General features: G+C 58.3%; 16 protein-coding genes. 8 read left to right on the top strand and 8 right to left on the bottom strand.

Annotation, left to right across the window (positions count from 1 at the left end):
* Positions 1–146 precede the first annotated feature (146 nt).
* Complete coding sequence (locus G6L01_RS17035) at positions 147–2,054, top strand: hypothetical protein (protein ID WP_070164086.1); 1,908 nt, start codon at positions 147–149, stop codon at positions 2,052–2,054.
* Positions 2,055–2,101: 47 nt separating this feature from the next.
* On the opposite strand, the gene G6L01_RS17030 is transcribed toward G6L01_RS17035, so the two are convergent.
* On the bottom strand, positions 2,102–2,329 hold the full coding sequence (locus tag G6L01_RS17030) for a hypothetical protein (RefSeq protein WP_139190161.1): 228 nt from the start codon (positions 2,327–2,329) through the stop codon (positions 2,102–2,104).
* A 152-nt stretch (positions 2,330–2,481) separates the two neighbouring features.
* Between G6L01_RS17030 and xseA the strand changes: the two genes are divergently transcribed.
* The 4 genes from xseA (at position 2,482) to G6L01_RS17010 (ending at position 5,714) form a co-directional block, all read left to right on the top strand.
* Positions 2,482–4,113: an exodeoxyribonuclease VII large subunit gene (gene xseA / locus G6L01_RS17025; RefSeq protein WP_070164088.1), complete on the top strand. Its 1,632-nt coding sequence runs from the start codon at positions 2,482–2,484 to the stop codon at positions 4,111–4,113.
* A gap of 324 nt (positions 4,114–4,437) precedes the next feature.
* Positions 4,438–4,647: a cold-shock protein gene (locus G6L01_RS17020; RefSeq protein ID WP_025427963.1), complete on the top strand. Its 210-nt coding sequence runs from the start codon at positions 4,438–4,440 to the stop codon at positions 4,645–4,647.
* 428 nt (positions 4,648–5,075) lie between these two features.
* A complete protein-coding gene (locus G6L01_RS17015; RefSeq protein ID WP_041697321.1) occupies positions 5,076–5,300 on the top strand; it encodes a hypothetical protein in 225 nt (74 codons plus the stop codon).
* 33 nt (positions 5,301–5,333) lie between these two features.
* Positions 5,334–5,714: a DUF6481 family protein gene (locus G6L01_RS17010; protein WP_070164089.1), complete on the top strand. Its 381-nt coding sequence runs from the start codon at positions 5,334–5,336 to the stop codon at positions 5,712–5,714.
* A gap of 160 nt (positions 5,715–5,874) precedes the next feature.
* Here G6L01_RS17010 and G6L01_RS17005 read toward each other — a convergent pair whose 3' ends face one another.
* The 3 genes from G6L01_RS17005 to G6L01_RS16995 all read right to left on the bottom strand — a co-directional run bounded on the left by G6L01_RS17005 (position 5,875) and on the right by G6L01_RS16995 (position 8,175).
* A complete protein-coding gene (locus G6L01_RS17005; protein WP_070164090.1) occupies positions 5,875–7,125 on the bottom strand; it encodes an aminopeptidase in 1,251 nt (416 codons plus the stop codon).
* A 168-nt stretch (positions 7,126–7,293) separates the two neighbouring features.
* Positions 7,294–7,767 (bottom strand): Cys-tRNA(Pro) deacylase, encoded by a 474-nt coding sequence (gene ybaK / locus G6L01_RS17000; RefSeq protein ID WP_070164092.1) that lies wholly within the window; start codon positions 7,765–7,767, stop codon positions 7,294–7,296.
* Positions 7,768–7,815: 48 nt separating this feature from the next.
* Positions 7,816–8,175: an ArsC family reductase gene (locus G6L01_RS16995; protein WP_070164093.1), complete on the bottom strand. Its 360-nt coding sequence runs from the start codon at positions 8,173–8,175 to the stop codon at positions 7,816–7,818.
* A 364-nt stretch (positions 8,176–8,539) separates the two neighbouring features.
* On the opposite strand from G6L01_RS16995, the gene G6L01_RS16990 reads away from it, so the two are divergent.
* Positions 8,540–8,890, top strand: coding sequence for a hypothetical protein (locus G6L01_RS16990; protein WP_156584808.1), 351 nt, complete (start codon positions 8,540–8,542; stop codon positions 8,888–8,890).
* Between the two features lie 53 nt (positions 8,891–8,943).
* Here the strand turns inward: G6L01_RS16990 and G6L01_RS16985 are convergent, their stop codons facing one another.
* Positions 8,944–10,347: a nicotinate phosphoribosyltransferase gene (locus G6L01_RS16985; RefSeq protein ID WP_234891949.1), complete on the bottom strand. Its 1,404-nt coding sequence runs from the start codon at positions 10,345–10,347 to the stop codon at positions 8,944–8,946.
* A 403-nt stretch (positions 10,348–10,750) separates the two neighbouring features.
* Here G6L01_RS16985 and G6L01_RS16980 point away from each other — a divergent pair, with 403 nt between their 5' ends.
* Positions 10,751–12,865 (top strand): hypothetical protein, encoded by a 2,115-nt coding sequence (locus tag G6L01_RS16980; protein WP_070164096.1) that lies wholly within the window; start codon positions 10,751–10,753, stop codon positions 12,863–12,865.
* A 47-nt stretch (positions 12,866–12,912) separates the two neighbouring features.
* Here the strand turns inward: G6L01_RS16980 and G6L01_RS16975 are convergent, their stop codons facing one another.
* The 3 genes from G6L01_RS16975 to G6L01_RS16965 all read right to left on the bottom strand — a co-directional run bounded on the left by G6L01_RS16975 (position 12,913) and on the right by G6L01_RS16965 (position 16,056).
* Positions 12,913–13,860: an AEC family transporter gene (locus G6L01_RS16975; protein WP_071206020.1), complete on the bottom strand. Its 948-nt coding sequence runs from the start codon at positions 13,858–13,860 to the stop codon at positions 12,913–12,915.
* A 112-nt stretch (positions 13,861–13,972) separates the two neighbouring features.
* Positions 13,973–14,467 carry an acyl-CoA thioesterase gene (locus tag G6L01_RS16970; protein WP_070164098.1) on the bottom strand — a complete coding sequence of 165 codons (495 nt, stop codon included), beginning with the start codon at positions 14,465–14,467 and terminating at the stop codon, positions 13,973–13,975.
* Positions 14,468–14,631: 164 nt separating this feature from the next.
* Positions 14,632–16,056: a phosphomannomutase gene (locus G6L01_RS16965; protein WP_070164099.1), complete on the bottom strand. Its 1,425-nt coding sequence runs from the start codon at positions 16,054–16,056 to the stop codon at positions 14,632–14,634.
* A gap of 812 nt (positions 16,057–16,868) precedes the next feature.
* Here G6L01_RS16965 and G6L01_RS16960 point away from each other — a divergent pair.
* Positions 16,869–18,395, top strand: coding sequence for an alkaline phosphatase family protein (locus G6L01_RS16960; RefSeq protein ID WP_070164100.1), 1,527 nt, complete (start codon positions 16,869–16,871; stop codon positions 18,393–18,395).
* Positions 18,396–18,495: the final 100 nt, after the last annotated feature.

The following is an 18,495-nucleotide window of genomic DNA, read 5'->3' as shown; positions in this document are numbered from 1 at the left end:
CACATGTTCGGGCAGCCGAAACGCGGCTCCTTGAGATTTTACTATTTCTTGAGAAGGTTAAGGCTAGGTTTCGGATAAGCCGAACAATCGAAGAATCTTGGTCGCATCCCCCCGAAACGGGAGGCCCCGAACAACCGGAAATACCGATGACGTCCAGTTCTTCTCTTCCTGCATCCTCTGCATCATCTCTGGTGACGGCACCTGGGACCGCCCCGCGCCTTCTGCCGGTGATGCTGGGCTATTGCCTTCTCGTCATCGTCGTCCTCTGTGCGACGACGCTGCCTTTTGCCAAGGATTATGTCGGCGCTGACAATGACGATGCCATGCGGCTGATCGAGGTTCGGGATTATCTTGCCGGTCAGGGCTGGTTTGACATGATGCAATACCGCCTGGGTCTGTCGCCCGGCACGCTGATGCATTGGTCGCGGCTGATCGACTGGCCGATTGCCACCTTAATCCGGCTGGCGGGTATCTGGTTTGCACCGCACACAGCCGAAGCCGTTGCCCTCGCCATCTGGCCGCTCCTCTGGACCGTGCCGGTCATGCTGTCGTTCGGTGCTGCCGGATGGGCGCTGGGCGGTCGGGTGACCATGCATCTGGCGCTTTGCCTGAGCGCTCTTTATCTTCTGACATCCAACCGTTTCCTGCCCGGCGCAATCGATCATCACAATGTCCAGATCGCCCTGGTCGCTTTCCTGACCGCCGTACTTTCCACCGCCGCGCCAAGGGTTCAGGCTTCGAACCAGTCTGAACCCCGCTCCCGGACACGCTCATCGACACTGTTTACGCTGGCCGGTGCGGCGGCGGCGGTGGCGCTGGCCATCGGCGCAGAAACCACGCCGCTGATTGCCACGGCCTGCGCTATCGTCGCCCTGCTTTGGGCCTGGCATGGCAAAGCGATGCGGGCCTGCGCTATGGCCTATTCTCTTAGCCTGGCGCTGTCGGTCACGCTGCTGTTCGTGGCAACTGTGCCTGCGCAATCCTATCGCACGGTGACCTGCGACAATCTCTCCTTCGGGTTTTACGCCCTGACGGCGATTGGCGGCGGATTGCTGTTTTCCGCTGCCGCCTTTGCCAGCCGGTTTCCTGCCGGTGTTCGGCTGCTCTTGCTGCTGGTGATCGGAGCAAGCGTCGGTCTCTCAGCTCTGATTGTCGCGCCTCAATGCCTCGGCAATCCGCTCGCCAATCTCGATCCGATGCTGGTGACGCTGTGGCTGAACAATGTCGGCGAGGCTCGCTCGATCCTTGCCATGGCGCAGCAGGAGCCGGGAACTCTCGGCGGCTTTTACGCTGTCGGCCTATTCGGGCTTTTGGTCTGCCTTACTCAGGTCTGGCGGAAAAACCAGATGGAGGCGCATTTGGCACTGGCGCTCTTGCTGGCGGTCAGCGTCGGTGTCGCGCTGATCCAGGTGCGCGGCGCAATGTTTTCCAACCTGATCCCGATCCTGCCGCTCGCTCTGCTGGTTGCCGATCTGCGCGGGCGTGCAATGCTGCGACCAGCCCGCATTCTCTCAAGCCTTGCCTATATCGCCAGCATTCTTCTGTCGGTCCCTTCCGTGTGGGCAATCGCAGGCACGCTTGCCGTGGAAGGAACGGCACGATTAAAACTACAGACTCGCTCCGGCCCGGCATCCCAGGATGCCAGCCGTGATTGCTCATCTGAAAAAGCTCTTGCTCAATTGGCGGGCTTGGCCCAATTGACGAGTTTAGCGCCGACGACGGTTGCCGCCCCATCGGAAAGCGGCACTTCCATCCTGCGCTTTACCTCGCATCGGATATTGACCGCGCCCTATCATCGCAACCAGGCAGGCATGCTGACGGAACTGCATATCGGCCTCTCGACACCGCCGGACGCCCTTGCTTTTCTGGTGGGTGCCCATGTCGGCATTCTCGCCTTCTGCCCCTCCGATGCACAAACCCGCCAGTTGATCGCCTTGAAGCCCGACGGGCTTTATGCGGATCTGAACCGCAACAGAGTGCCTGATTATCTTCAGCCGCTTGCAGCCGACAGCCAGTCCGGCCTGCGGATCTTTGTGGTCAAGCCGCAGCCGTGAACGGATAGAGTTTAAAAACGAATAGTGAGATCAGGCGAATAGTGAAATCAGGCGATCTTGCGCTGTGACAAGGCCAGCGTGACCATCAGGCAATCGATAAGCCCGACATTATAGGCGATCAGAGCCGTCAGCAGATCCATCGCCGTCATCGCAGGCGAAAGAGCCAGCATGACCAGCCCCGCCGTCAAAAGCACCAGCGAAACCGCTACAATCGCCAGGATGCTTCTGGTCGTTGCGGTGGCGATGCCAATTGCCATGGCGATGAGAAAGGTCATGGATGCGATCCCGTATGACAGACAAATCGTGATATCGGGCATATTGCCACCCGAGAGTTAACGATTGGCCCATGAAAACGCCCCGAACAAAGCCTGTTTACTTCTTTCCAAAAATAGATGCGTTTTTTTGCAAGCTTGGATAAAACACTGTCATGGCCTCTTTCTTTGACGACGACCAGCCCAGCAATCTGACCGAATTTTCCGTCTCGGAGCTTTCCGGATCGATCAAGCGCACCATCGAAACCGCCTTCGATCAGGTGCGAGTGCGCGGCGAAATTTCCGGCTTTCGAGGCCAGCATTCCTCCGGTCATGCCTATTTTTCGCTTAAAGACGACAAGGCGCGGATCGACGCGGTGATCTGGAAAGGGTCGTTTTCCAAGCTGAAATACCGGCCCGAAGAAGGTATGGAAGTGATCGCCACCGGCCGCATCACCACCTTTCCCGGCTCGTCCAAATACCAGATTGTCATCGAGCAGATGGAGCCGGCCGGCGCTGGCGCCCTGATGGCGTTGATCGAGGAGCGCAAGCGCCGGTTTACGGCCGAAGGCCTGTTCGATCCGGCTGCCAAGCAATTGCTGCCTTTCATGCCGAAGGTCATCGGCGTCGTCACCTCGCCCACCGGCGCTGTCATCCGCGACATTCTTCACCGGATTTCAGACCGCTTTCCGGTGCATGTGCTGGTCTGGCCCGTCAAGGTGCAGGGCGAAGGCTCCGGCGACGAAGTTGCCAATGCTATCAACGGCTTCAATGCCTTTCAGCCTGATGGTGCCATCCCGAGGCCGGATGTGCTGATCGTCGCGCGCGGTGGCGGCAGCCTGGAAGATCTGTGGAGCTTCAACGACGAAGCGGTGGTGCGGGCGGCGGCGGCCAGCGCCATTCCGCTGATTTCGGCGGTCGGCCATGAAACGGACTGGACACTGATCGATTATGCAGCCGATGTCAGGGCGCCGACGCCGACAGGCGCGGCTGAAATGGCCGTGCCGGTCAAGGCGGATCTGGAAGCGCAACTGGCCGGGCTGGCCGCGCGTCTGGCAGGTGCCGTCAACCGCCAGATGGATCATCGCCGCCAGAACCTGCGGGCGCTGGCCCGCGCCCTGCCCTCTCTCGATCAATTGCTGGCGCTGCCCCGCCGCCGTTTCGACGAAGCGGCCAGCGGTCTTGGCCGCAGCCTGGAACTGAATACCATGACCAAGCGGCAAAGCTTCGAGCGGGCCGCTGCCAAATTGTCGCCGGATATGCTGGTGCGCCGCCTGGTCGAACGCCGCCAGCGGGTCAGCGAACGCGCCGCCCTTGCCGACCGGATTATCGAGCGGCTGATCGAGCGGCAAAAAGCCCATCTTGGCCGGATCGATGCGACATTGACGGCAGTTCCAGCCCGGCTGAAGGCCCAAACGGGACGCTCGAGGGACCGGCTGGACAGCTTTTCGCGCCGGGCCGACAGCGCTGTTATCAACGATCTTCGCCGCGCCCGCTCCACGGTGTCGGCCCATGACCGGATGCTGCAATCGCTGTCCTACAAGAATGTCCTGATGCGCGGCTATGCCGTGATCCGTGGGGAGGATGACCGGCCCCTCTCGCGTGCGGCGGGACTTGAACATGGGCGCGCCATCGCAATCGAATTTGCCGATGGCCGGGTTTCCGCCGTGACAGGTGATGGCGATAAGGCGTCACCTCCACCGCAAGCCACTCCTGCCACGACAACCCCAGCCCCGGTGAAACCGAATCCCTTGCCCAAATCGCCGAAAAAATCGGAGCCACCCGCCGGACAGGGGAGTCTTTTCTAACCAAAAGGGCGCAAACAGCACCGTGACGAGCGACAGAATGGACGTTTGAACGCGGTGCCGTGCGGACAGGGATTACGGTGCGGATACAAGGCTTTGGACCCCTTTGCCATGGCTTGAAAAAAAGACGGATCATAATAAATTCAAAGCTTTGGTTGACATGCATGCCTTGAGGGGGTATCTATTGGTCATCGATATTTGCTTGCTGAGCTTTGGTTACCGCGCAATTAGCACCGCGCCCTGAACGAACCTTCCTTTCAAAAATCGCTATCCTCATCCACGGCGTTTTACGCTGTGGTCACTCAATATGCTATGAAAGGGTTCATCATGACCACTGGCACAGTTAAATGGTTTAATTCCACTAAGGGCTTCGGCTTCATTCAGCCTGACAACGGCGGCCCAGATGCATTCGTGCATATCTCTGCTGTTGAACGCGCTGGTATGCGTGAAATCGTCGAAGGCCAGAAGATCGCCTACGACATGGAACGCGACAACAAGTCCGGCAAGATGTCGGCCTGCAATCTCCAGGCTGCTTAATATAGGGTTCGGCTTTCCTTTGACCACGGATGTACTGGCATTGTTGAGAGCATGATCCAACCAAGGTCAGGCAGTTTGCCTGGCCTTTTTTATTGCCTGCCGCGCCGTCGCAGACCGCGCTCACACGATTTCCTGTTGCATAACGTCTTGCGCCCGGCTCGGGTCGCACATGAAATATGCAGCAGATGGTATGCGAAGAGACCGTGAAGATGGCAATTTCTATGCCGTTTGCAAACATCTCAAGTCCTTGTTGTCTTTGAGATATCTGCATGTCTTCAGGGCGAGGATGTGATCTGCATCTTTGAGCCTTCGTAATTAGTGTCACAGCGGCCTCACGTACACCTGGATGTACACGGCGCTAAATGTCGTAGCGTTTTTTGCGCGCCATGCCCGGCACGCGGCGCTGCCACCCAGAAAGGCGCGACCCCATGGCAGAAAACTATAGTAAATCACGTCAGCAGGCGGAAATCGCTTTTGACAAGGAGCAGTCGCAGTTCTTCGCGCGCGGTCGTGCCGTGGAAGAACAGGATTCGCTCGTGCTTGCCCGCGAAGAAAAAACCCTCAGGCTGCGCGAAGCACGGCTTGCCAAGGAATTGCAGGACCAGCAGATGGCTGACGCCGCGACTGCTGCCAAAACGACCCGAAAAGCCTGATTTGCAGGCCCTATCTACAACTGGAACATCTCTTTGAAAAATAGCCGGAAAAATGAAGTCGTCGACCGCCGTACCACCGCTGCCGACGCAAAGGCCGCTCTCCTTCAGGCCTATAAGGCCGCGCAGGAAGCGTCTGAACCAAGCCGTCTTGCCCGCCAGGCGGAGCGTCAGGCGATAGCCGAGGCGAGAGAAGCCCGGCGCGCCGAGCGCGAACAGACAAAATTGCAGGAACAGCAACGGCTTGCAGCCGAGACGGCGGCACGGGAAGCCGCACTTGCCGCAGAAGCAACGGCCGAAGCCGATGCCCGCGACGCCGCTGAAAAAGCCCGAATTTCCCGTTTGCTTGAAGACGAAGCCACCCGCAAGGCGCAGCGCGATCAGCGTTATGCCAACCGAAAGGCCAGACAGGGCTGATCGGCCTTACTGCATAATTCTTTAGACCGGAATCGGCGTGAAGAGCAAATTATGTAACAAATTCAAAATTTATGGCGACTTTCGCGCACCACATTTGGTGCGCGGGTCTCTATTTAGATGAAATCGGCCTGCGTTTATCAAACGCGGGCCGTGTGCATGTTCAGGCCCATTCGCCCTTGCGCATCACGGGCACCGTTGTGCCATCCGCTTTCACCCCGTCGATATCGACCTTGTCGGAACCGATCATCCAATCGATATGGATCAACGACGAATTGCCGCCCTGGGCTTTGATCTGCTCCGGCGTCAGCGACGCTCCGTCCAGGAAGCATTTGGAATAGCACTGGCCAAGCGCGATATGGCACGAGGCGTTTTCGTCAAACAGCGTGTTGTAGAACAGGATGCCGGAAGCCGAAATCGGCGATGAATGCGGCACCAGCGCCACTTCTCCCAAACGCCGCGCCCCCTCGTCGGTGTCCAACACCTTATTGAGCACTTCCTCGCCGCGCGATGCCTTGGCCTCGACGATCCGACCCGCTTCGAACCGCACCTGGATATTGTCGATCAACGTGCCCTGATGCGACAACGGCTTGGTGGAGGAGACCAAACCCTCCACTTTCAGCGCGTGCGGCGTGGTGAACACCTCTTCCGTCGGAATATTCGGATTGCAGGTAATGCCATTCTTGGCCGTGGAGGCACCTCCGTGCCATTCGTGGCCATCGGCCAAGCCAACCCGCAGATCCGTGCCTGGGCCGGTGAAATGCAGACTGGAGAACCGCTCGCCATTCAACCAGGCCGAACGCTTGGCCAGTTCACCATTATGGGCCATCCAGGCAGCGACCGGATCGGACTGATCGACCCGGGACGCGGCAAAAATCGCATCCGCCAGCTTTTTCACCGCCTCATCCAGGGGCAGATCCGGAAACACCTGTGCTGCCCAGGACGGGTTGGGATAGGAGGAGATATTCCAGTTGATGTCGAAATTGGAAATCGGCTCCAAGGCAGGCTTATAGGCAATTGAATTGGCCTTGTTGGCCCGCGCTACCTTGGCCGGGTCCTGGCTGGCGAGCAGCATGGGATTGTCGCCGGAAATCGCCAACCGCGCAGCACCCCCCGCATAGGCTTTGGCCATTCCCTCGTAGAGCCAACCGGAAGCCCGGTCGAAACTGGCATCCGAGCCATGGGCATAACGGGCCAGCGTCGTCTCTTCATCCGAATAGAATGTCGTCACAAGACCGGCACCGGCCATATAGGCATGGCGGGTGATGTTGCGCACCAGCGGCAGCGCGTTGAGCGGCGCGGTGATCACCAGATCCTGGCCCGGCGCTAGCCGCAGACCAACCTTGACGGCCACTTCGGCCAATTTGTCGAGCTTTACCGGATCGATGGAGTTTGAGACATCAAGCAGGGTCATAGATTTTGTCCTGGTTTTCAAAACGAAAGGGCCTGCGCTTTTCAATCGCGCAAAGGTCGCTGGCGGCGTCCGGCTGCCTCATCCAAAGCCCAAGGGCGCTGGCATGAAGAATCAGATGGTCATGAAACAGATAGGCAATTTCATGCAAAATTGAAGGTGAAAACACCATCAGGCAATAACCGATGCTGCTATGGCATTGAGCACGGCCTGCGCCGCCTTCGGCTCCAACCGGACCTGCAAGCCGCGCTGACCGCCATTGAGATAAATATGCGGCTCAGTCAGCGCCGAGAGCTCGATCACGGTCGGCACCAGTTTTTTTTGGCCGAAAGGGCTGATGCCGCCGACGACGAAGCCGGTGAGCTTTTCGGCGGCGGCGGGCTTCATCATCGCGGCATGTTTACCGCCGATGGCGGCGGCCAGTTTCTTCATGCTAACCTCCTGATCGGAAGGCAGGACGACGCAGACAGGCTTGCCATCCACCTCCGCCATCAGGGTTTTCAGCACCCGGCGCGGCTCCTCGCCAATCGCTTCCGCGGCTTGCAGGCCGATCCGCTCGGCGTTCGGATCGTAATCGTAGTGATGCACGGTAAAGGCAAGACCAGCCTTTTCCATTGCCAGCGTGGCGCGGGTGGATTTCGACATTGTTTGCCTCTTTACAGCGATGTACACCCTGGACCATAGGACCGAAAGTTAAGCACCGGCCTTCGTGAAAACAGCCTGATATTGCTCCGGCTTGAAGCCCACCAACAGTGCGCCATCCTTGTCCAGCACCGGGCGTTTGATCATTGAAGGTTGAGCCAGCATCAGGTCCAGCGCCTTTTCCTCGCTCATGTCGGCCTTGGCTTCATCGGAAAGCTTCTTGAACGTCGTGCCCGCCCGGTTCAGCAATACTTCCCAGCCAAGCTTGGCACTCCATGCCTGAAGGCTGGCGCGGTCGATGCCCTTGGCCTTGTAGTCGTGAAAGGCATAATCGATACCCGCCGTCTCCAGCCAGGTCCGCGCCTTTTTCATCGTGTCGCAATTCTTGATGCCATAAAGCGTGATCGTCATGGGTGCTACCTCATCCGTGTTGGCTCATGCCTATCAAAAACGGGCGTTGTTGCAAGCTCTGCACCATCTGGATTTCATCGCTCCGAGGGTACGATTTCGACGAGACCTGACGCTTATCAAGGTAAAATATATCTTTCCAGCGATGCCGGTTTCATCAGTATTTCCTTAAAGGTTTCGGCCTAGCTTTTGCCCTGGCAGCAAAACGGACGAAAGCTCGAAGCGGCTGCCGAAGATCGATGGGACAGGCCGGGCGCCACGATGTGTGCGCATCCAAGCCATTGCCCGTTCAAGATGAAGCCATAGCGACCATGGATGAAGCCATGTGCGCCTGACCTGTGTGACCATGATGGATACTGCATCAATTGTGAGAGACGGTGTTTTGCTTTCCTCTGCGCCTTCCGCCCAGACCTATCCTGTGGAACGGACTGTACGATTAGGAGCGGCACATGACGACAGCCAGCAGATCGGGTTCCTGTTCTCCTCCCCCCAACGGCAGCTGCCGAGGGAGGAAATCCCACCACTTTCTGCGGAAATGATCGAGGAAATTGCCGAGATCAAGGCAGACGACGTTAAGGAAGAAGAGCGACTACCGGCCAATTGGCTCGATGCCATGTCCTCAAGCGAGGAGGAAGGATCACCGGTTATCGAGCGTCCTTCGGGCTTCCTTGCCGACGACAATGGTCTCTATCGCATGTTCCTGCCCGACATCGTTTGAAGCAAGCACATCAAAGACCACACCAGGATTAACCGCCAATTCACGCCATCGCATCACATATCCATGCGATGCGGCGTCCGGGCTTTTGCTTTGATTTCGTCAAAGCTCCATTCTTTCAGCAGGCGGCCATTTTCCCAAACCGGCTGCAAATGATTGGTGCGACGGCCTAGATCCTCCAAAGCAATAGAGGCAAACTCGTCTCCCTCGACGATGACGGCGCGACGCCCAGGTTCCGGCAGGCGTTCCTGCATCGTGACCGGACGGCGGGAAATGGGGCGCCAGCGCTCCTGTCCGTCCAAGATGGCACTGCATTTCATCGTGAAGGAATAGGTAGAGCGGCTGACCTTCTGCAATTGCGATGCGCCGATGCCGAAGGAAATATTTTCCGCCGAAAAGCCCATGGCTTCCAGCCGACCAAGGATCATGGTGATATCGCGTAGCGACACGCCATCCGCCTGCAAGACCCGCACCTTGTCATCCAGAACCTTGTAGCCCTTGGCATTCAACCGCGTGCCGAACTGGTAGGCAAGCTGGGCCACCGTCTGGACCGGAACATCGATCGGATCGCCGCTATCGGGACGCACGATCAGCCTGCCGGGCTTGGAGCGCACTTTCTGTTGCAGCGTCTTGCCCCAGATTTCGGACACCGCATTATGGATGTCATAGCTGTCCGAGACCACCGAATAGGCGGGATAATCGCCAAACCGGTCGATCATATTTGCGAAGGACTGCACTTCCTGGTCCTGGCCCCAGGCAATCATGGTCGTATGTTCCGAAGCCGGAATCGAAAGGCCAGCCATGGCAGCACCATAATAGCGGCGGGCATAGAGCACCGCTTCCAGCGTATCGGTGTGGTCGAAATGCAGCAGGTTGGCCACACCGCCCAATCCGGCCTGTTCGAGGCTGGCTGCACCGCGCGCGCCGTATTCGAACAGCCGCGAGCCGATAACACCAGCCGGGTCGTCACAGCTTTTATCGAGGAAGGGCTTCAAAGTCTGCTTCACATGGCGAAGCGAGCTGGCGACCGTGGACGGATACCACACCGCCCGCAACAGCGCCGTTTCAATATAGGAGGGCAACCAGAAGCAGGCCGGATCGGTATTGACCACCTGCACCATCGGCACGCCACGATGCAGGAAGCTTCCCTCTGGCAGCGCCTCTATGCGCAAAGGCAGAAATCCGCCATGGGCGGAGAGAATATAGTGCCAGCCGGCCTGGTCGAAAGGCTGGCCGTGCAGGGCGGCCAGCTCCTGCGCCTCATCGATATCGGCCCGGGTGATGGGCTGCGAAAGATATTCCTTCAAGAACATCTGCAAGCCGAAAAACACCACTTCCGGTCGCAGGGACGCACCACGGGTGGTGACATAGCCGCTCACCGCCCGGGTTCCGGGAGGATATTGCAGGAAATGCCCCAGCTTGTAGCTATCGGTGTTCAAGATCGGATTGATACGGCTCATCAGGCTCACCGGCATGTTGCAATCGGGCAGGGTTATGGTGTGGTGTATGCTACTTCATAATTCCCGAAACCGGAATCGATTTGCGGAGAAAATTAACCAGCAGATAGAATGGATTACCGCGAAACGCTCTCTCCGAGACGAGCAAATGAGAGCTTTAACATATTGTTAACCATGTGCAGCCATTCTATCCTGATAAGGTGATTCGCAACTGTCTTGCACGGCATCCGATGCAATCCCGCGTAGCTGGGCTGCAAAGGGTTTCAGGTCCGATGCATAAGGCTCTGGGCCGGGGCAACCGATATCAAAGCCGCATGAGCGGCTTTCCAGCACACTCTGCCTTTAAACTCCGGATTGCACGGCCGGGCCTTGGTTGGCCAGGTCCTTTTGCAAAAAGGGATATGCTATGTTGACTCCCGTTCAAGCATTATCGCGCTCTGCGCCAAATTTTCACGACAGCGCCACCGAGGCCGCCCTGTCCGACACGGCCATGAGCGGCTTGACGAGCGATAGCATGATCCGGGTGGACCGGGAGGGCGGTTCGGCGATTGCCGGACGCATCAACAATCTCTTGCTCAACAGCCGGGAAAGCGTGCAGACGGATTTGGCGGAAATCGCCGATCTGGTCGGCCAATCGATCGGGCTGAAGCGTGATCCCGGCGAAACCGACGCGGCCTTTGCCCAGCGCTTCGCGACAGCCCTTGCCAATCTGGACGATGGCCAAAGGACACGACTGCAAACGCAGCTGACCCAAGCCCTGAAAGGATTGCAGATCGAGGTCCTGTTGCGGGTTCTGCAAAATACCGATGGTCCAGAAGCAGCCCTGCTCTCCGCTTATATGGAAATCAAACGCAACAATAGCGGTGACCTGAAGGCGCTGAACGTGGTTTCCTCCTATAGCCAAAATGGCGCCAGCCCATCCAGCCCCCCACCACCTCAATCTTCCGGGGCCCCGCCAGCATCTGGCCAGACAGCGATACCGCAAACGGTAAATCCGGTAACAGCGCAACCCGTGCCAACTGCCGGGTTAAGCGAGCGGCCTTCAAGCCTGGTTACGGGACAACCCGTAACCACGGCACTCGCAGCGCAAGGCGCGGCGGCCTCTACCGTGCAACCGCAAGCCGAAAAGGCAGCAGTCGTTGCTCAAGCGCCGCACCCTGAAGACGTCGCCACGAACCGCACGCCATCCACACCAGTGCTTGATGTTTCGCAGGCAGAGGAAACTCCGGCCCCTAGCAGCCTTTTGGCGCAAGCGTCCGCAAACCCTGAAATGGCAGGGCGCCAGACGCCTTTGCAAGCTGTCCGCCCTGAAGCGCTTGCTTCCGCAGTAGCGCTGGCGACAAATCAAACGGCACCGAAAGGCACTGCACCAGCCACGGACACCAGGTCAATTGCTGGCAATATAGTACAATCCGAAACGGTTATGACCCGCATGGATGACCTGACGGAGGAAACAAGCACGGGACTTGCGGCCAAAGTTGCCACGGAGACAGGCTTGAAAGCGTCAGCTTTCGACCGCAATGGCCAGACTGGAACCTCAGGAATGGCTGGAACGCCAGTAGCTGGGGCGATGGGCAATAGCGCAGCACCGCCCCTTGCAACAAGCCTTGCCCAGACAGGGCGGGAAGCCGCGATGGACGGTCTGGCGACACAAGCCACGAACCGAGCCTATGGAGCTTTCACCACATCCGTTCCATTGCAGGATATTCGCCAGGACCCAATTCTGCGCCGCAGCACTGACGGCGATGGCATCGATACAATGGTCGCCACCGTGCTGTCTTTGAAGGGCTGGATGGATGTAACCGGAGCATCACTCCAAGCCCCGGCGACGCCGGAAGAGGATGCGGACACAGATTTGCTGCGCCAAATGTTTTTCCAGACGGAAGATATGCAGGAGAATGAACAGAACGATCTGCACCCTGCGATCAATGCCGATGCCCGCGCCAACCAGGCGGCATTGCTGGAGACAAACCACAGGCGTTTAAGCCAGATACAGGCAAATGCATCGGTAAACCAGACACCAGCCGGCGAAGCGCAGGCGGAGCTGGTTTCCGTACGGCAAAAAGAAATTACCCGCGAACAGGCCGTTCTATCGCTCGCCGGGGCACAGGCCATAGTGCATGCAACGGTTTTGCAGGTGCCGCCCTTCGTGCCGTTTCCGGTAGTAAGCTATCTCGCGGTTCAGGATGAACCCGGCCGCGGCAAGACTGAGAGTGTGGATGCGGTCGAGGCTCTGGACGATGACGACGCGCATCAGGACAACAACGGCCAGCATCAGCGTGACGGCTCTACCGAGGGTGAGGAATCGGCGGAAGAAGACGCTGGCAACGCGGCAGAAACCCTATCCGAAAGCCAGCCCTATGCCATGAGCGACGATGGCACGCTTGAAACAGCCGGGTACACCAACGTTCTGGAGCTTGAACTAGAGAATTATACTGCCCCGACCTTGGCGCTAGCGGCGCCGCAGGAAGACGCCCTACCCGCAGAAGCGCTCTATTGGCGGATCGCCGATCTGGCCTGAGCTTTTTATAGCGTTCCAATTTTGGCTTTACACGCAAAGCCTTCGTATCACGCGCCCAGCAGCCACGCCCAGAACGTGACAGAAAACACCCCAAGCGCTGTCGTAATGGTGATGGTGGAGGCGGCCAGCGCATGGCCGACCCCAAAACGATTGGCGATCAGCCAGGCATTGACGCCCGTCGGCACGGAAGACGTCAGCACCAGCGCCATGGTCCATTCATGCGGCAAATGCAGAAGGTGGCAGGCCATCCACACGGATGCGGGCATCAGGACCAATTTCAGAGCCGAGGTAACGCTGGCAATACCGACATTGCCGGTGACACGGTATTTGGTCAGCGCCATGCCCAGTGAAATCAATGCCGCCGGCCCGGCCATGGCGGAGATCTGACTGAGTACGGTCTCGATCGTCGCCGGGATCGGCAGGCCGATCACATGCACCATAAGTCCGATGGCAAGGCCAATCACCAGCGGATTGGTGACAAGATTGCGCCCGACCTGGCGCAGGACGGCGAGCATTCCCCGCAATTGCACCCCGCTTTCCCGGCGCTCGGCATGTTCCATCAAGACTGTGCCGATCACCATCATCAAAGGCAGATGCACGGCCAGCAGAATGGACAGAGCAACAACACCGTCATTGCCAAGCATGCGGCTGACCAGGGGCAGGCCGATGAAAACATTATTGGCAAAGGCTGAGGATACCCCGGCTAGCACGCCAATCCGCTGGTCGCGTCCGAAAACCCGCGTTGCTACGAGATGGCCGGAGGTCCAGGTGACACCCACCCCGGCAAAATAGGCAATCCACAAACGAAAAGGCGATGCGCCCTGAAAGTCGGCCTGGGTAATCGTATGCAGCAACAGAACTGGCACCGCGACCTTGAAAACAAATTCGCTTAAGGCGTCACCGATATCCACGTTCAGGAACCGGCTGCGCACCAGCGCCCAGCCGGAAAAGATCAGCAGGAAAATCGGCAGGACATTCAGGGTAATTTCAGTCATGTCATCGATCTGTTCCGGCGGGAGAGCATCTGTGGGACAGCAGAGAACCGCAGGTCATGACGCAAAAAGGCGCCAGTGAGAGTTAAACGATCAAATCCCAAAGCATGATGTTTTAGTCCTGACCGGACAACTTGACCTGTTTGAAACGATGCTCGAATTCCTGACGCAGGGCGCGACGCTCACGGGCCGCCTTTTCCCGCCGGATTTTCGCCGGCGTTTCGGGACAGAAGGCCGGAACCGTGGTCGGCTTGCCCTCGGCATCCACGGCAACCATGGTGAAATAACAGGAATTGGTGTGGCGGCGTTCACCGGTGCGGATTTCCTCCGCCTCGACCCGAATGCCGATTTCCATCGATGTGCGCCCGGCATAATTGACCGATGCGCGGAACGTTACGAGTTCGCCGACATGGATCGGCTGACGGAACACCACCTGATCGACCGACAGCGTCACCGCATATTGCTGCGAAAAGCGCGAGGCACAGGAATAGGCGACCCGGTCGAGAATGTTCAGCAGCGCGCCGCCATGCACCTTGCCGGAAAAATTCGCCATATCCGGCGTCATCAATACCACCATTTCGAGCTCGCTAGGGTCGTGGCCACGGTCCATCGGTCATCCTTTTTGCAAAAAATCAATCCTGCAAATGGTGTAGCCGCAGCAGGCGCGCGGCGGAAGAGAAAAGCGCAGGGCCATCGCTCGCGCTCTACGCACAGCACCCCGCCGGGAAGCGTATCACCTTGTTTATCGGCTTGAGTGACAGGCCTCTGGATTTGTCAATCCGGCCATTTCGCCAGCAAGTCAAGACCTTGGACCAGCAGGCTGGCCGCCGATGCCTGGTCGCTTGCCTCGACATAGCAGCGCATTTCCGGGGCGTTGCCGGAAGGGCGAAAATGGATGACCCTGTTATCACTAAGCGTCACACGCAAACCATCGATATCGCTGGTTTCACGCACCCCCCCTATAGGCACCAGGAACCTATGCAGGTTTTCGTCCGAGCCGCGCAGAAACGCCATTAGCGCATTGCTTTTGTCCAAGGCGTAGTGTTCCAGACGGTCGGAAAGGGCAATCGGCAGGCGATAGTCTGACACCACGGCGGAGAGTGTCTGTCCGGCGCTCGCCGCTGCATAGAGCGCTGCCAGGATAGGCATAACGCAATCGCGGGTCGGCAGAGCGGCAAGCCTGCCATCATGAACGGTGAAATCGGAGGCAAGCATGACGCCGCCATTCGCCTCAAAGCCGATCACGCCGCTTTCACCCACTGAGAGCGCCGCATTCATGGCGGAAATCACATAAGGCGAGCCGACACGGGTGCGCAGGACCTTAAATCCGCTTGCGGCTTCAATGCCCGAATTGGAGGTAACGGGTGTGGCGATCACCGCGGCGCCCAACAGGTTTGCAGTGATCAGGCCGAGCAAATCGCCGCGCAAGGGCACGCCTTTTTCATCGGCCACCAGCGGACGGTCGGCATCGCCATCGGTGGAGACGATGGCATCCAGGCCATGCTCGCTTGCCCAGGCGGAAAGCTTGCCGATTGTTTCAGGCGATACCGCCTCGGTATCAACAGGGACGAAGATTTCCGAGCGCCCCAGCGGCAGGACGGATGCGCCATAGCCCTCAAGAAGGGTCACCAGCATGTCACGCCCCACGCTGCTATGCTGATAGACGCCGATTTTCATGCCCTTAAAGGCGGCAGGGGGCAGGACAGCCGTGTTGCGTTTCAGAAACAGGTCTACTGCAAACGCGTATCGGTCTTCGCCTGCGCCATGTACAACGCGGTTAGCGCCCTCATCAGCCGCCAACTCAGCGGCAAGTGCGGTGATCGCCTCTTCGTCAGCCTTGTCGATTTCCCCATCCGGCCGATAGAATTTGATGCCGTTGCGGTCGGCTGGAATGTGAGAGCCGGTGACCATCAGCGAGGCCGCACCGATCTTACTGCCATAAAAGGCCAGCGCTGGCGTGGGAACAGCCCCACAATCGACCGGAACCAGCCCTTCCCGTTGCAGCGCGCCCATGCAGGTGGCAGCAATTTCCGGGCTGGAAGGGCGAAAATCCTGGCCGATCAACACGGTCGCGCCAGGCTTGGCATAGCCCTTGGCAAGCAGCATTCGGGCAAATGCCGTCGCGTGCAGCGCCGAAACGCTGCCAACCAGTTCGGTTGAGAGACCACGCAGTCCGCTGGTGCCAAATTTTACCGCCATAGGGTCAAGCCTCGCTGTCATCAGGTACTGCATAATTTCCTCCTTAAATCGGAATCGATTTAAGGAGGAAATTATGCAGTAGATTTAAAGTGTTACAGCGTCCTTTGTGCGTTTTATAAAACGCACGGCGCTGTAATCGCCCACATTCTCTGCCCGATCATCGCGCTGAGGTGGTTCGATCAAGACTGTTTAAACCAATTCAAAGCAGACGAAAGCATCGTTTATGCATCGAACCGGATAAAACGGGATTGGAGAGAGAAGAGGCCAGAGCCAGAACGCAAAAGAGCCCGACGCGGGAGGAGGATGCGTCGGGCTCTTGAACTTGATCGGCAATTGGGAGGAGGAGTATCGCCGATCCCCTCAAAGCGACACTGGGAGGAGGAGTGCGTCGCTTCGATGGTTTCAATATAGAGGATTTCCCGAGGATGAATATCGTTAATACCGCATTGCAGCAATGTATCCAGTGCATAGCGAAAACATGAAAACACCGGCGTTTTGCGAAATCCATCAAGAAACGGTGGCCTTTCACCCTCCATCGCCGATCACCCGCTGGCGAATGAGTAGAATTTGCGCACTTCCAATCGAGACGATTGCATAGCCACTGGATCAAGCGCGGGCAGAGCTGGAAGATTGCCCCCGAGGCCTGGCGGCGCAATGGCCTGAGAGACAAAGCTCCCTGCTGGAAGCCAGGCTCTAAAACCAAGCCTGCATAGACCTTAGAAAGACCCAAAAACCGTCCTAGGAAAACCAGATCCTCGCCGATATAAATTTTGCACATCGCGTCCGTGGCAAAACAAGCAAAGACCTCATCCATGCAGAAAAAGCCGAATATCCTGCTGATCACCGCGGACCAATGGCGGGGCGATTGCCTGTCAGCGGTCGACCATCCCGTGGTGCAGACACCCAATGTTGACCGGTTGGCGGCAGAAGGCCTGTTGTTTCATCGACATTTCGCCGCCGCCGCCCCTTGCTCGCCAGCGCGGGCGGCGATCTATACCGGGCTTTACCAGATGAACAACCGGGTCTGTCGCAACGGCTCGCCGCTCGATGCCCGTTTTGACACGGTAGCGCTGGCGGCACGCCGGGCCGGTTACGATCCGACGCTGTTTGGCTATACCGATGTTTCGCCCGATCCACGGCGTCTGGCCCCTGCCGACCCGCATCTGACCAGTTACGAAGGGGTGTTGCCGGGCTTTACAGTTGGGCAATTGCTGCTGGAAGACGATCGGCAATGGCTGAGCTGGCTGAAAACCCGGCGTGGCGGCGCGCGGCCCGGACGCCAACTCCACCAGACCGGACAGGATCGGCCAGTCCAGCCCAATCAGGAGCCCCCGGCCTATAGCGCCGAGGAAACTCCAACCGCGTTTCTGACCGAGGCTTTCCTGAACTGGCGCGAGGAACAGACGCAGCCCTGGTTTGCACATATTTCCTTCCTGCGCCCGCATCCACCCTTCTGCGTTCCCGAGCCTTATAACCGGATGTTTGCGCCGGGCAGCGGCCCCAAACCGGTGCGCCATGCGACGCTGGAAGCGGAAATGGCCGTGCACCCGCTGTCGGAACTGATGCTGCCGCACCTGTCGCAATCCTCTTTCATTGCCGGTGCCGAAGGCCGCGTCTGTGACTGGAGTTCAGAACAGATCGACGTGATCCGCGCCACCTATTATGGCATGATCGCCGAGGTCGATGCCCAGTTTGGCCGGATCGTCGATGCCCTGAAAGACAGCGGTGCCTGGGACGACACGATCATCGTCTTCACCTCCGACCACGCCGAAATGCTGGGCGACCATTGGATGCTGGGCAAGGGTGGCGTCTATGACGGCAGCTACCATATTCCTTTGGTGATCCGCGATCCGGCGAACACCGGCACCCACGGTCAGGTCGTGGAGGCCTTCACCAGTGCCGCCGACCTGATGCCGACGCTGCTGGACCGGATGGGCGTCAGCCCGCTCAATCATCAGGACGGTGGCTCCCTGCTGCCATTCCTTGCTGGCACCCAGCCCGATGACTGGCGAGACCACGCGTTCTGGGAATTCGATTTCCGGGATGTGGTGACAAATTCCACGGAGAATGCCCTCTGTCTGAAATCCAGCCAGTGCAATCTCGCTGTGATCCGTGATGAAAAGTTCAAATATGTGCATTTTGCCGGAATGCCAGCGCTGCTGTTCGACCTTCAGGCCGATCCAGGCGAGTTGACCAACCTGGCCGGGGACCCGGCATATGGTGCGATAAGGCTGCATTATGCCGAAAAGCTGCTGTCGCTTCGTGCCGAACATCTGGACCAGACCCTGGCCTATACCGAGCTTTGCGACGAAGGACCGGTGAGCAATCCGAAACTGTGACGTGATGATTTCAGGCGTGGTTCTTGATATTCGGTATCGACGCACGACTGTTTCCGCTATACAGCGCCGTGCGCCATATATGGCGCACAAAGGTTCGCTG

The organism is Agrobacterium vitis, from assembly GCF_013337045.2.
In the GTDB taxonomy this organism is placed as follows: domain Bacteria; phylum Pseudomonadota; class Alphaproteobacteria; order Rhizobiales; family Rhizobiaceae; genus Allorhizobium; species Allorhizobium vitis_B.
Note: the sequence above shows the minus strand (reverse complement) of the source record. Positions and strands in the feature narration are given on the sequence as shown.

Excerpts from the sequence above, each read along its gene's own strand:
- G6L01_RS17035 (WP_070164086.1), top strand. The coding sequence starts at position 147 with ATGACGTCCAGTTCTTCTCTTCCTGCATCCTCTGCATCATCTCTGGTG.
- G6L01_RS17030 (WP_139190161.1), bottom strand. The coding sequence starts at position 2,329 with ATGACCTTTCTCATCGCCATGGCAATTGGCATCGCCACCGCAACGACC.
- xseA (WP_070164088.1), top strand. The coding sequence starts at position 2,482 with ATGGCCTCTTTCTTTGACGACGACCAGCCCAGCAATCTGACCGAATTT.
- G6L01_RS17020 (WP_025427963.1), top strand. The coding sequence starts at position 4,438 with ATGACCACTGGCACAGTTAAATGGTTTAATTCCACTAAGGGCTTCGGC.
- G6L01_RS17015 (WP_041697321.1), top strand. The coding sequence starts at position 5,076 with ATGGCAGAAAACTATAGTAAATCACGTCAGCAGGCGGAAATCGCTTTT.
- G6L01_RS17005 (WP_070164090.1), bottom strand. The coding sequence starts at position 7,125 with ATGACCCTGCTTGATGTCTCAAACTCCATCGATCCGGTAAAGCTCGAC.
- ybaK (WP_070164092.1), bottom strand. The coding sequence starts at position 7,767 with ATGTCGAAATCCACCCGCGCCACGCTGGCAATGGAAAAGGCTGGTCTT.
- G6L01_RS16995 (WP_070164093.1), bottom strand. The coding sequence starts at position 8,175 with ATGACGATCACGCTTTATGGCATCAAGAATTGCGACACGATGAAAAAG.
- G6L01_RS16985 (WP_234891949.1), bottom strand. The coding sequence starts at position 10,347 with ATGAGCCGTATCAATCCGATCTTGAACACCGATAGCTACAAGCTGGGG.
- G6L01_RS16980 (WP_070164096.1), top strand. The coding sequence starts at position 10,751 with ATGTTGACTCCCGTTCAAGCATTATCGCGCTCTGCGCCAAATTTTCAC.
- G6L01_RS16975 (WP_071206020.1), bottom strand. The coding sequence starts at position 13,860 with ATGACTGAAATTACCCTGAATGTCCTGCCGATTTTCCTGCTGATCTTT.
- G6L01_RS16970 (WP_070164098.1), bottom strand. The coding sequence starts at position 14,467 with ATGGACCGTGGCCACGACCCTAGCGAGCTCGAAATGGTGGTATTGATG.
- G6L01_RS16965 (WP_070164099.1), bottom strand. The coding sequence starts at position 16,056 with ATGGCGGTAAAATTTGGCACCAGCGGACTGCGTGGTCTCTCAACCGAA.
- G6L01_RS16960 (WP_070164100.1), top strand. The coding sequence starts at position 16,869 with ATGCAGAAAAAGCCGAATATCCTGCTGATCACCGCGGACCAATGGCGG.